Below are 12,637 nucleotides of genomic sequence, written 5' to 3'. Positions count from 1 at the left end.
TGCGCGCGAATATCCGCAGGGGACATCCACCCGCGACGCAGCGAACTGCGCCTTGACGACCTGTTTGCATCCTGGCAAAAGGGCCGGGGAAGACCCGGCCCTGGGGAAAGTTATCAGAGCCGGACAGCCCGGCCCGTAACATTATTCCTTGATATCGACCTGAGCGAAGTAGTGACCACCCAGCGGATCGACAACATAGCCGGAGACTTTTTTGCTCACCGGCTCATACACCGTGGAGTGGGCAACAATCAGTGCAGGGGCCTGATCGTGCATGACCACCTGAGCCTGCTTGTACAGTTCGATACGCTTGTTGTGATCGTCGGTCGCACGTGCAGGCTGGATCAGGTCTTCAAACGACTTGTCACACCAGCGCGAATAGTTCGAACCGTCTTTCGCCGCAGCGCAGCTGAACAGGGTGGCGAAGAAGTTATCCGGGTCCCCGTTGTCACCGGTCCAGCCCATCATTACGGTCTGGTGTTCACCGGCTTTAGCACGCTTCAGGTACTCGCCCCACTCGTAGGTGACGATTTTGGCTTTTACGCCAATCTTCGCCCAGTCGCTCTGGATCATCTCTGCCATGCGGCGCGCATTCGGGTTGTAAGGACGCTGTACCGGCATCGCCCACAGGTCAATAGTGAACCCGTCAGCCATACCGGCTTCTTTCAGCAGCGCTTTCGCTTTGACCGGATCGTACGGGTAGTCCTGAACGGCGTCGTTATAGCCCCACATGGTCGGTGGGATCAGGTTTTTCGCTTCCTGCCCTGCGCCCTGGTAGACCGCTTCGATAATCGCTTTCTTGTTTACTGACATGGTCAGCGCCTGACGGACTTTCAGGTTATCCAGCGGTTTTTTCTCAACGTTAAACGACAGATAGCCGACGTTCAGGCCAGGCTGCTCCAGCAGGTTAATATTTTTGTCCTGCTTCATACGTGCGATATCAGCCGGGTTCGGGTACGGCATCACCTGACATTCGCCTTTTTGCATTTTGGCGTAGCGCACGGAAGCATCCGGGGTGATAGAGAACACCAGACGGTCAATCTTCGGCTTGGTGCCCCAGTATTCTGCGTTCGCTTTATACAGAATGCGGGAATCTTTCTGGTACTGCAGCAGCTGGAACGGGCCGGTTCCCACCGGGTTCAGATCCACTTTTTCCGGGGTACCCGCTTTCAGCATATTGTCGGCGTATTCTGCTGACAGGATCGACGCAAAGTCCATCCCGAGGTCAGCGAGGAACGGTGACTCAGGGCGGGTAAGTTCGAAACGCACCGTATTGTCATCAACCTTAACAATTTTGCTGATAAGCGCAGGCATGTCCATGCCTTCGAAATACTCGTAGCTGCCGCCGGAAACGCCGTGATATTTGTTGTTTTTATCCAGCTGGCGTTCGAAGGTAAACACCACATCGTCAGCGTTGAAATCGCGCGTCGGTTTAAAGTCTTTGGTGGTCTGCCACTTCACGCCTTTGCGCAGGTGGAAGGTATAGGTTTTCCCGTCTGCACTCACATCCCATTTTTCCGCCAGCCCGGGGTGTAATTCCGTGGTTCCGATGGTGAATTCCACCAGACGGTTATAGATCTGACGCGAGCTAGCGTCATAAGTGGTGCCAGAGGTAAATAACTGTGGGTTAAAACCTTCAGGCGAACCTTCAGAACAGTAAACCAGGGTCTTCGCCTGAACACCTGTAGCCATTAACAGCGCGATGGCGCTGAGACCGACCTTCAGCATCCCGGATTTAGCCAGGGAAATACTCATGCTTATGCTCCAGTAGTGATGTGATGTTGTGTGCGTTACCCGGCAATGTGTTGCCGGGTATTCACGCCGACCGATAATTTTTTTAGGTGGTCTGTGCGTGGCGCCTTGCGGCATCAGTCAAAAGGACAGGATCAGAGAGATGCTGACGAAATGAAACTATCAGACAAATCCCCTTACCTTTTGTACTGAGGGTTCAATTTGTCAATAGTTTCAGGGAACGTCAATACAAGTGTCGGGTATTTACTCTTTCTGTGAGAAACAGCAAGCAAATATAAAAAAAACAATTCAATAACATTTCCAGTGTTAAACGTTATTAAATGTGATCTTAACCACATTAAACCCTGGCTTACTGTCGCCAGAGCAGCACATCGCGTCGGGAAAAAACCCAAAAAATAATCCACAAAAAGTCGATTATTACCCGATAAAGTGGGCTATATAGCTAACTTATAGATAAAAATGCTGCAACGCAGAGATAAGTAATGAGCAACAAGCCACAATCGGTCATAAGAAAAACGCGACGCGAATTAAGTGATTTATCGCAGGTGGGATAAGGCTTTTATGCCGTTTTACAGGAGAGATTTCTCGATAAATCCCCGTTCCCCAGGGCTGAGCGGCAGCAGATTATTCGGCAGGGGCCGGTAAGAACGTCATACCCTGGCGATGTAAACCACCACTGCGGGTAAGCATGTTTGAGGGGGCTGGGCGCGCAGGGAGGCGTCTTTTGCCGCTCGGGCATCAGGCCCGTCGCCGGGCATCAGGGAGGGAATAAAGAAGGGGGAGCTCAGGGGACGACCTTTTGCCGGTCGTCCCCTGTAACGGTTACGGTTTTTTCGGGTCCGCACACCAGTTGTTCGCCTGCTTAATCCCACCGTCCGGTGACGTATAGCCCAGGCATCCCATAATGGTGTCAAACAGCTCAACATGACGATGCGTTTTGCCCGCCTTCTGTTCTGCCTGTAGCTGTTCGAAGGCGCGTTTGTTCGTCGGATCAGCCAGGTACTTATCTGAAGCCCAGACAATCATCGGCACGCGGAACTGCTCTGGCGGCGCCATATTGCGTGGCGTTCCGTGCAGGTGCATGTTTTCGCTGATGGACTCGCCGTGGTCGGCAGCATAGAACACGATCGCTTTCTTATCGCGCAGCTGGTCATAGACGCTGTCCAGCATCGTATCGACATACAGAATCGAGTTGTCATACGCGTTGATCAGCATCTCTTTACTGCAGGTATCGTCCACGCCCAGGCACTCCGGCTGGTAACGGGCGAACTCGCGCGGATAACGCTGAGAGTATAAGTAATGTGAGCCTTTGGTATGCAGGATCACCAGGTGTTTACCCTTAGGGTGATCGTCAATAGAGGCCTTCAGCTCCGGGATCAGCAGCATGTCATCCACTGATTTCCCCTGGTTGCGCTTCTCTGAACCAATCTGCTCGCGGAAGGCGTAGCTGTCAGCGTCGGTGTTGTTATAGAACCACACCTCACTCTGCATGGCGAAGAGATCGGAGCTAAAGCCCAGCTCCTTCAGCACCGCAAAGACATTCTGCTCCTTCAGCGTGCGGCCAGGGTTATCCATGGTACCGCCTTCGCGCACGAACATGCAGCGCAGGGAGAGCTTGGTCGAGGTATCGCAGGACTCCCCACGGAACGCCACCAGGTTTTTCTCCTTCGACAGCTTCGGCGTGTTATCACGCTCGTAGCCCAGCAGGCCCATATGATCCCAGCGCGTGGTTTCACCAATAACAAACACCACGTAGGTGTCATCCAGCCCTTCTGGTGCGTTATAGGTGAATTTTTTCGCCGGATCGAGCAGGTTTCCGCTGTCCATCCGCTCATCATAGGTGGTGTAGGCAAACAGCCCTACCGCACTCAGCCAGTTAGACGGCAGATAGGAGTGTGCCACCACGCCGCCATAGCTCGGCAGATCAACGTTGGTGATCTTCTCATTGGCGCTCTGGATTTTATCGAAATAGCGGATAGGCCCCCAGGTCAGTAGCAGGGCCAGCAGCAACGTCAGCAACGGCTTTATGCGCTGGCCCGGCGTTTTAAGCTGTTCCAGCAGCGTCATGCGCAGGCTGCTCCACCAGATCAGCACCAGCGGCGGCAGACTGACCAGCACCATCCAGAGAATAAAGTGGTAACCCACCACCTCTTTCGACAGATCGGTGTCCGTGGTCATCACCGAGGCGACAATGCCATAGCCAATCACCACATTAAAGAAGGCCATGTAGTAACTGGCAGAAACGGAAACCACTACCAGCAGCGTGGCGGTTATCCGCCAGAACCATTTTCCACCCAGCGACAGCAGGCGAAACAGGAAGAACGTCAGCAGTACGGCCGCCATCCCTTCTGCCAGCGCAGACAGCCACTGCATGATGTGAAATTTATCGAAAAAGGGACTAAATCGACGATAAAACACCGGAAGATTCAAAAACAGTCCGACGTAGAAAGCCAGCAACAGCGACAACTTTTGCTGGGAATACATTTTAATAGAATTCATTCGACCTTTAATCCTGGCGTAACCTAAACGAGTGCTAACACGATCTGAACGCTAATCAGACCCTGGCACCGCCTCAGAGTTCGGTAATAACGCCGATAAACCTTAAGGCCGCTCATAACCAGAGGAATCTGATAAGAAAAGTTGGGGGGCATAGTTAACCATACTCAGGGACGTTAGTCTGTGAACAACGAAAATTTAGGCATTTTACGGTTAAGCCCAGAGGGGCGCTGAACAGGGAAGATCCGGGAAGGGGAAGTAACCGGGGCCGTAACCCCGGTCAGGGGCGTTAGTTGATAATCGTTAACGTCACGTCGATATTGCCCTGGGTGGCATTAGAGTAAGGGCAAACGATATGAGCCGCATCAACCAGTTTCTGGGCGTCGGCGCTGTCCATGCCCGGCAGGTGGATGTTCAGCGTGGCTTCAATGCCAAAACCGGTTGGCAACGGGCCGATACCCACTTCGCCTTCTACGAACGCGTCTTTTGGCATGGCCAGTTTGTCACGCCCGGCAACAAACTTCATCGCCCCGAGGAAACAGGCCGAGTAGCCGGCAGCGAACAGCTGTTCCGGGTTGGTGACGTTACCGCCTGCCCCGCCCATCTCTTTTGGCAGGCCAAGCTGGAGATCCAGCACGCCGTCGGAGGAGGTCGCACGGCCTTCACGGCCACCGGTGGCTTTTGCTTTTGCACGGTATACAACTTTTTCTAAAGACATGGTGAGCTTCCTGTTAGTTTATTTAACGAGCTATTAAATCGCGTACTATATATATGATTCAAGCATAGCATCATGCGCAACCTTCACCGCCGTCAGCGGTTAAGGTTGTCGCGGAGTATTTCCAGTTCGCCCTTCAGGGACTGAAGTGTCTCCAGCTCACAGGCCGAAGCACAGCGGACTGACTCGGGAATATCCAGCGCTTTCATGCGCAGTTCACGCCCGGCGTCGGTCAGAGTGACCACCACCTGCCGTTCATCTTTACGGGAGCGGAGGCGATGTAACAGGCCCGCCGTCTCCAGACGCTTCAGCAGCGGGGTCAGGGTCGCGGAGTCAAGAAACAGCCGCTCTCCGATTTCCGATACCGTCACGTCATCACGCTCCCACAGCACCATCATCACCAGGTACTGAGGATAGGTGATCTCCAGCGGAGCCAGCAGCTGACGGTAGAGCTTATGCAGCGCCAGGTTAGCGGAGTAAAGGGCGAAGCACATCTGCTGATCGAGCAACAGTGGCGCATCCGCCGCTTTTTTGTCATCTTTATCTGTAGTCATCGCCATAATATAAATAGTGCACTATATATTTGCAAGCAACTTTATTATCAGGGAGTGTAATATGCAGACACTGGAAGAACAGGCACAGCGCTATGCCAGTAAAGCCCATGCCGAAGCCGGGCAGCGACGAAAGTATACCGATGAACCCTATATAGTGCATCCGGCCGCCGTAGTTGAACTGGTGCGCAGCGTCAGTGACGATGAAGAGATGCTGGCCGCCGCATGGCTGCACGATACCGTTGAGGATACCCCCAGTACGCTGGAGGATATCCGCACCCACTTCGGTGAAAGGGTGGCATCGCTGGTCGGGATGCTGACCAACAAAGGTGCCACCACCGGGCAGAACCGCACGGCACGCAAAGTGGCCCATTTTCGCCATACCCAGCAGGCCTCTGCCGATGCACAGACCATTAAGCTGGCTGATATTATCGACAATACGCGCTCCATTGTTCACTTCGACCCGCATTTTGCGCGCGTCTATCTGATTGAAAAACGAGTACAAATTCGCCTGTTAACCGACGGCAATGCCACCCTGCACCAGATGGCAGACCAGGTCATCGAACAGGGGATCGCGCAGCTGCAGCATGCGCCCTGGCATGTCGCTGGCGAGTGGTTTGAAAAACAGGAAAAAAAATACAATATATAACAACCGGTTAATATTAAAAGTCATGCAATGCGTGACATTATGTGCGGTAGTAACAACAACCGCATAAAATGGCTAGTTCTGCCAGATAACATCCCTATCATTGCCCCCCAATTAATCACTGGGAGGCAACATGTCTACTGACTTAACAATAATAAAAAATAAAACACTCGCATTCTTAGGGGCCGCCCTGTTCCTCAGTATCATGATGGGGCTGGTATTTATTGATATTGTCTGGATGAACAATGCCCTCCATGAAACCTCATTCACGGAAATCGCTCAGGAAACAATGCTGGCGGCGATCGCGCTGATGTTCTTTCACCGTGCCTGGCGTTCCCCGGTACAGCGCCCGGTGATGGTGCTGGTAGGCGGTTTCTTCAGTTGCATGTTGATCCGCGAGCTGGATTTTTTGTTTGATAAGATTACGCACGGCAGCTGGTTCTGGTTTGCACTGGCACTGGCGCTGGCCTGCCTTGCTCAGGCATTGCGACAACCGCGCGGCATCGTCGCTGGCCTGGCAGCCTTTATGTCACACCCGGCATGGGGCGTAATGGCCGCCGGCATGCTAACCATCCTGGTGTTCTCCCGTCTGTTTGGTATGCATCAACTGTGGGAACACCTGATGCTGGAAGGCTATAACCGTACGGTTAAAAACATGGCGGAAGAAGGGAGTGAGCTGCTGGGGTATTCCCTGTGCCTGTTTGCCACGCTCAGTTACCTGTGGCAGGGAAAGCACAACGTCAGGCACTCACGGACCGCACCTGACATCACGTTATGATTTACCGGATATTACGCGGCTGAGTAGCCAGCGCATTTCGTGACGACAGGTATTTTCACGCGGACGGCGCTTAGAACTGGCTTGATTTTCAGGGGTCTTTTTTCCGTTTTCAGGCGCTAAAAAGACCTTTTCAATGAGGATCTCATGACACAGATGGCGTGAACCCTTCGCTTTCGTTTTACGCGTCTGGCAATGAATAATCTCATTTTTACGGATAATGTAAGACATCAGGAAGGAAGCACGGCGTTCGGTGATCGCAAACGCGGTGGAGATTTGTTTGCGGTCTATCCATTTATGCTGATGGCGGCACCACAGCGCGATCAGGATATAAAGCGGCCTGTCAGCATATTCACTCAGCTCTTCAGGAATGAGCCCGCCATCATGGTTACTTTGTGAGACAGTTTTGACGACTTTCTCTTGCTGCTTATGCGCCGACGCTACGACCTTTTTCATCATATAGTTGCCATCCATAGCCGGAAAGTCCCCGCCTCAGACCCAAGGCGGGGAAAATTAACAGGCAATCACCAGGAGTAACTGATCCCTACGTTTGCCTGCCACGGACGCTCAATGTCATCGCCTTTGGTATAGTTGAAGCTGGCGAAACCACCGACATCCTTCATCAGTTTCACTTCGGCACCTGCCCCCACCTGAACCGCCGCACCATCAATGCTGTTGTTCATGGTGACGTTATTCAGCTTCACTTCATTGCTGTCAGCAAATTCGTTCAGACCCGCCAGGTGGAAATAAGGTTTGATGTAACCCTGATTAATATCAAAGGTGTAACCCACGTCAGCACCAATCTCACCCTGGAGCGATTTGTAGTCATCACTGTTGACCACCATCCCGTTGTTCATGGTGTAGTGGGCACCATCAATCGTCCGGCCGGTGGCTTTGATATAGGGTTCTGCGAAGTAACCGTTATCAGCCCAGGTGTAACCCACGGCCATACCCAGACCGTAGCCGTTGCCCGAGAAATCAGAACGTGAACGCTGACCATCCAGCGTGCGGGCGTCACCGCTGTTACTGAAGTGGTCAAACTGCGCGGTGGTATCGACAAAGAGACCATTGTCAAAGTGACGGGACAGATAGAACTGCGCACCGTAGCTGTCCAGGTCGCCGCTGCTGTTCATTACGCTCATATCTGAACGTGCAGAAGAGAACGCCAGGCCTGCTAACCAGCTGCCGCCATTTTTGGCATCAAAGAGGTTATCCACACCCAACATGACGCCGTTGGTATCCAGAGAGTAGTCTGCCCCTGCGCTGGTGGTATTTTTGCTCTTACCGCCAAAGTAAGAAACCCAGACACCCCCATCGTCCATCGCGTGACGTGAGGCTTTCATATGCTGGGATAACGCTTCATTTTCCAGGCTGGCCACATTTACCTGAGATGCCGCCATACTTAACGCCGTAGCAGCGCTGTTCGACAGGTGACCATTATTTTTAAAGTACACATTATGTTCGTTGTGCACGCTGTCATTTAACTGATCGACCGCATCATACTGCCAGACACCCATTTCGGTGCGTCCGTAGAAGTGGGCATTGCTACCGCTGGCCTGATAGTTAACAAAACTGTGCGGGTTGTACTTGCTGGCCGCATTTTTGTCACCGCGATCGGCGATATATCCCTGTTTCACGTAGGGTTCCACGCCCGAGTTAGCGATAGCCAGCTTGTAGGAGCCCTGCGCAGATCCTTTCACCTGCATCGAACCATAGGTGTACTCACCGCCCAGGTTCAGCAGCGGATCGGCCACCGCCTTACCGATATTAATCAGTGATGTCAGATTGTTGCCCTGGCTGTCTTTACCCTGCATCAGGTTACCGTGCACCACAACGCGCGCTGCGCCGACATCTTCATAGCGGCCACGGTCACCCAGTGTCGCATTGTCAGTTTCCATGTTGATCATGTTCAGCGTGGAAGCGGAGAGATTCAGATCGTGCACGTCGCTGATTGCCAGGCCACCCTCTGCCGTTGCTGCTGCATTCCATACGGAACCGTTAGTGACGTTCAAATCCGGATGGCGGGACAACACATCGGTGCCCCCCACAATGAAATCAGGCTGCGCGACAGAGGTAATACCCGCCACGCGGCCATTCAGGGTACTGTGGTTGAGGTTAACGGTCGCTGGCGTCCAGGCGGCACCGGCGTTGGCCAGCAGCGTCTGATTAGCGCTGCTGACAGCATTTTTGTAAATCGCCGTCGCCGAGCTGGAACCGGTGATCACGTCCCCGGTCAGCGTCACCGGCGCATCCGACGCCGTCACGTCAACCAGTTGTACGAAGTACCCCGTCTGGCCAGAAGCCGTAATATCGCCATTAACCACGCTGTTATTGGCGATGTTCAGGGTGGTGCCGTTATGCTCACGGTTAAGCAGGCTGTTGTTAGCCACGGCCGCACCACTGGCGATGTAATGGCCGGTCTTGCTGTCCCGCACCACCGTCACGGTGATGGTCGGGCGATAGCCGTCATGATCCAACTGGACGTTACCATTGAGCGTTGAATGATTCACATCAACACGGTTGGCATGGCCGGACAGGCTCAGGGCATTACCGGCATGGTTTACCCCACCGGAGAGGGTAGACTGGTTGGCGATAGAGACAAACAGTCCAGAACCGGTAATCGCCACTGCCGTGGAACGCTTATCAGCATAACGGTCGTAGGCGTCACCACGATGACTGCCGTTATTGTTGTCATCAGAGCGTACGGCGGCGATGTTTTTTGCCGTAATCTGGGCATTATCCAGCACCACGTTGGCCGAACTGGCGACCTGATGAGTCAACACGCCGGACGAGACGACCTGTCCGTCTTTATCAAACTGATGGTTGACGCTGCTGCTGTTGATGCTCAGGCCGGTGGCAAACGGACGCTCACTATATGTGTGCTCATCACCGTGCTGGTCACCATTGATTCCGGAAGCGCCCACGGGCACGGCATCTTTATCCAGGGTGTTGTCGATGGTGGTATTTTTCATTACCAGCACATCGCGGGCGCGCTGATTGCCGGTGTTCTCCTGCAGATCACCGTTAACGGCAACCGCCGCAGTAACATCATTCTGCAGGCTAACCACTTTAGAATAGATCGCCGCATTCAGCAGGCCAAAATCGCCGCCCACGCTGGTCACCGGCTTGAGGTAAACATCCGAATTGCGATCAAGTACCAGGGAGGAGGTCACGGTTAGAGGGATTTTATTGCCACTCGGATCCAGCACGAAGGTGTCATCTGCATTTTTCTTATACTGGATAACCCCCGCCGCATCACGCTGGTAAAGCGTAACGGACTGCGTTTTCTGATATCGCTGATCGGCCGTGCCCATTTTCAGACCGTTAACAACGCCAACCGGCACCGAATAGCCGTTCTGGCTGACGGCATGGGCCTGACGTTCACCGTGCAGTGCACGTTGATCGTCTTCATTGATCAGATAATTTACGTCGCCCTGCAGGCTGGCTGCACTGGCATCCATGTAACCTTTATAACCGCTGCTGTTCAGCAGGGCTTCAAATCCCGGCGTGTGCGGGTTGATATTCACCCAGCGGGAACCGGTCAGCGTGTTGTTAACCACGGTCAGGTTATCGCCACCAATAAAGACTGAGCCCCCGCCGGTGTACTGACCCTGGCCGTTATGGCTTAGTGCGGTGATATCTTTTACGGCGGGCGTTACGCCGGCGGCGAAAGCAGCACTACTCATACCAACGATAACGGAGACCGTCAGTGCACTCAGCCTGAAACTGTTTTTTTTCATCACTGCAATTCCTTTTTATAAAAAACAATTAAACAGTCGCCTCACTGGCAGCTGCTTTTGCTCATCCATTTATTTAAAGCAAAGTCTTCCACACCAGAAATAATCGCTATTTCAGTGACAGGTAATGACGCAATATAATTTACGGGAATCGTTATACTGAGTCTTAATGGCCTCTTTAAATAAGATAGAGTATGAAGAAGTCTGTGGACTGCAGGTAATTAATGTAAAGTGACAATAAATGATCATTTCGATAAATTTTATTAATCGATAAGGCAATCAACTAACAGGCCACTCAACAGCATAAAATAAATAGTTTATTAAAATGCATTAAAAAAGAATATACGTTTAAAAAAGGGCAGGTGAACGTATCGTAAAAAAATAACATGATAAAATAATCGCAAAAAACAGGCCCTCCTGATTATCCCTACTCATTTCAATATCAGGATAAACTGACCTTTCCGGCTTATTAAGCACTAACAGCAAAAGAATATAAATAGGCACAACAGCCACCTTTATCATCAGAACAAATAATAAAAAAAGCTATTTCCCGCAAAAAAACCTTCGGGCCAGAATCCCACACCATGCACTCTTAACGTTCGCGTGCTATTTTGCGCACTAAAAAAAGAGACAGAAATTATAATATTCCAGCACAGGGAAAAGGATTTACTTTTATTCATACCAATAATAAAAAATAGAAAATTTGGCCGTTTCAGGCCGTCTGCCCCCTCATCCGGCCAGGCCTGATGCTTCCTGTCTTACAAGCGTCATCCACCGTTAATAAAAACGTCATTCCGCCCCGCTAGCGTAAGCCCACTTATTATTGCAAAGATGCACAGCGGGTATGAGCTATCTCTCTCTTCACCATATTCACAAAGCCTGGGGCAGCAAAACCGCGCTCAACGACATCAGCTTCGGGGTGGCAGAAGGCGATTTTATCGCGCTCCTCGGGCCTTCCGGCTGCGGCAAGTCGACCCTGTTGCGTACCATCGCCGGACTGGAGTCTGCCGACAGTGGCGCTATCTGCTTTCAGCAGACCGATGTCACCACCCTGCCGCCATCGCAGCGTAAGCTGTCGATGGTGTTCCAGTCTTATGCGCTCTTCCCCCACCTTAACGTGCGGGAAAATCTGCTGTTTGGCCTGCGCGCCCGTGGCGAAGACAAGCGTCATTTCCCCGCGCGTCTGGAGGAAGTCAGCCGCCTGATGGAGCTGGCACCGCTGCTTGACCGGCTGCCGTCCCAGCTGTCAGGCGGGCAGCAGCAGCGCGTGGCGCTGGGCCGTGCGGTGATCGCCAACAATAAACTGTGTCTGATGGATGAGCCGCTCTCTAACCTGGACGCCAAGCTACGCCAGAGCATGCGCCGCGAAATTCGCGCCCTACAGAAGAAGCTCGGCCTGACGATGCTGTACGTCACTCACGATCAAACTGAAGCCATGAGCATGGCCGATAAGATTATTTTGCTGAACGACGGCGCTATCGAACAGCACGGCACCCCGGATAATCTTTACAACAACCCCGCCAGCATTTTTGCCGCACAGTTCATTGGCGCGCCTCCGATGAATATCATTCCGCTCCGGCGCGAGGGCCAGCACCATTACCTTGGAGAAATGCCGATCCCGGTGGTGGAGCACCGCCATGAAGAGGCCCTGAGCCTGGGGCTGCGCGCGGAAGATATTCAGCTGACCGCTGCCGACCGGGCGGCGCTCACCGCCCGGGTCATCAGCTACGAATATATGGGAGCCGACACCCTGCTGGTTTGTCAGATCGCCGCCTGCCGGGAGCCGATCACCGTCAAGGTCGCCGGCATGAGGCGTTTCAGTGAACACAGCCTGGTCGGGCTGCAGTGGTCAGCCTCCCGGCACTATTTCTTCGTCACCGCCAGCGGCAAACGCTGCTACGGTGCGGAACAGACCGCTTTACCGTCAGAACAAAAATATGCTGTTTAATCATCATTTTATCGCCTAAG

At 52.8% G+C, this 12,637-nt stretch carries 9 protein-coding genes; 3 read left to right on the top strand and 6 right to left on the bottom strand.

Annotated features, from left to right (window positions below; all coding sequences use genetic code 11):
* Nucleotides 1-141: 141 nt before the first annotated feature.
* The 4 genes from dppA to K6L24_RS00385 form a co-directional block, all read right to left on the bottom strand.
* The gene (gene dppA / locus K6L24_RS00400) at nucleotides 142-1,752 is read right to left on the bottom strand and encodes a dipeptide ABC transporter periplasmic-binding protein DppA (protein WP_062743962.1); all 1,611 of its coding nucleotides are present in this window, start codon (nucleotides 1,750-1,752) and stop codon (nucleotides 142-144) included.
* Between the two features lie 819 nt (nucleotides 1,753-2,571).
* Nucleotides 2,572-4,248, bottom strand: coding sequence for a kdo(2)-lipid A phosphoethanolamine 7''-transferase (eptB, locus tag K6L24_RS00395; RefSeq protein WP_062743963.1), 1,677 nt, complete (start codon nucleotides 4,246-4,248; stop codon nucleotides 2,572-2,574).
* A gap of 286 nt (nucleotides 4,249-4,534) precedes the next feature.
* Nucleotides 4,535-4,963 (bottom strand): organic hydroperoxide resistance protein, encoded by a 429-nt coding sequence (locus tag K6L24_RS00390; RefSeq protein ID WP_062743965.1) that lies wholly within the window; start codon nucleotides 4,961-4,963, stop codon nucleotides 4,535-4,537.
* A gap of 92 nt (nucleotides 4,964-5,055) precedes the next feature.
* Nucleotides 5,056-5,514, bottom strand: a complete 459-nt coding sequence (locus K6L24_RS00385) for a MarR family winged helix-turn-helix transcriptional regulator (RefSeq protein WP_062744133.1) — start codon at nucleotides 5,512-5,514, stop codon at nucleotides 5,056-5,058.
* A 61-nt stretch (nucleotides 5,515-5,575) separates the two neighbouring features.
* Here K6L24_RS00385 and K6L24_RS00380 point away from each other — a divergent pair, with 61 nt between their 5' ends.
* Together K6L24_RS00380 and K6L24_RS00375 are read left to right on the top strand one after the other, a co-directional pair.
* Entirely contained in the window at nucleotides 5,576-6,160 is a 585-nt protein-coding gene (locus K6L24_RS00380) for an HD domain-containing protein (RefSeq protein WP_062743967.1), read from the top strand.
* A gap of 130 nt (nucleotides 6,161-6,290) precedes the next feature.
* Nucleotides 6,291-6,935, top strand: a complete 645-nt coding sequence (locus tag K6L24_RS00375; protein ID WP_118665197.1) for a hypothetical protein — start codon at nucleotides 6,291-6,293, stop codon at nucleotides 6,933-6,935.
* On the opposite strand, the gene K6L24_RS00370 is transcribed toward K6L24_RS00375, so the two are convergent.
* A complete protein-coding gene (locus K6L24_RS00370; RefSeq protein WP_062743970.1) occupies nucleotides 6,930-7,406 on the bottom strand; it encodes a CaiF/GrlA family transcriptional regulator in 477 nt (158 codons plus the stop codon). The two genes, K6L24_RS00375 and K6L24_RS00370, sit on opposite strands and share 6 nt — an antisense overlap.
* Before the next feature lie 50 nt (nucleotides 7,407-7,456).
* The gene (locus K6L24_RS00365) at nucleotides 7,457-10,672 is read right to left on the bottom strand and encodes an autotransporter outer membrane beta-barrel domain-containing protein (protein ID WP_062743972.1); all 3,216 of its coding nucleotides are present in this window, start codon (nucleotides 10,670-10,672) and stop codon (nucleotides 7,457-7,459) included.
* Nucleotides 10,673-11,513: 841 nt separating this feature from the next.
* Between K6L24_RS00365 and K6L24_RS00360 the strand changes: the two genes are divergently transcribed.
* Nucleotides 11,514-12,617: an ABC transporter ATP-binding protein gene (locus K6L24_RS00360; protein WP_222681835.1), complete on the top strand. Its 1,104-nt coding sequence runs from the start codon at nucleotides 11,514-11,516 to the stop codon at nucleotides 12,615-12,617.
* The last annotated feature ends 20 nt before the right edge of the window (nucleotides 12,618-12,637 follow it).

Origin of the sequence: Erwinia persicina, from assembly GCF_019844095.1 — a bacterium.
In the GTDB taxonomy this organism is placed as follows: Bacteria; Pseudomonadota; Gammaproteobacteria; order Enterobacterales; family Enterobacteriaceae; genus Erwinia; species Erwinia persicina.
This window is presented reverse-complemented; position numbering and strand designations above follow the sequence as displayed.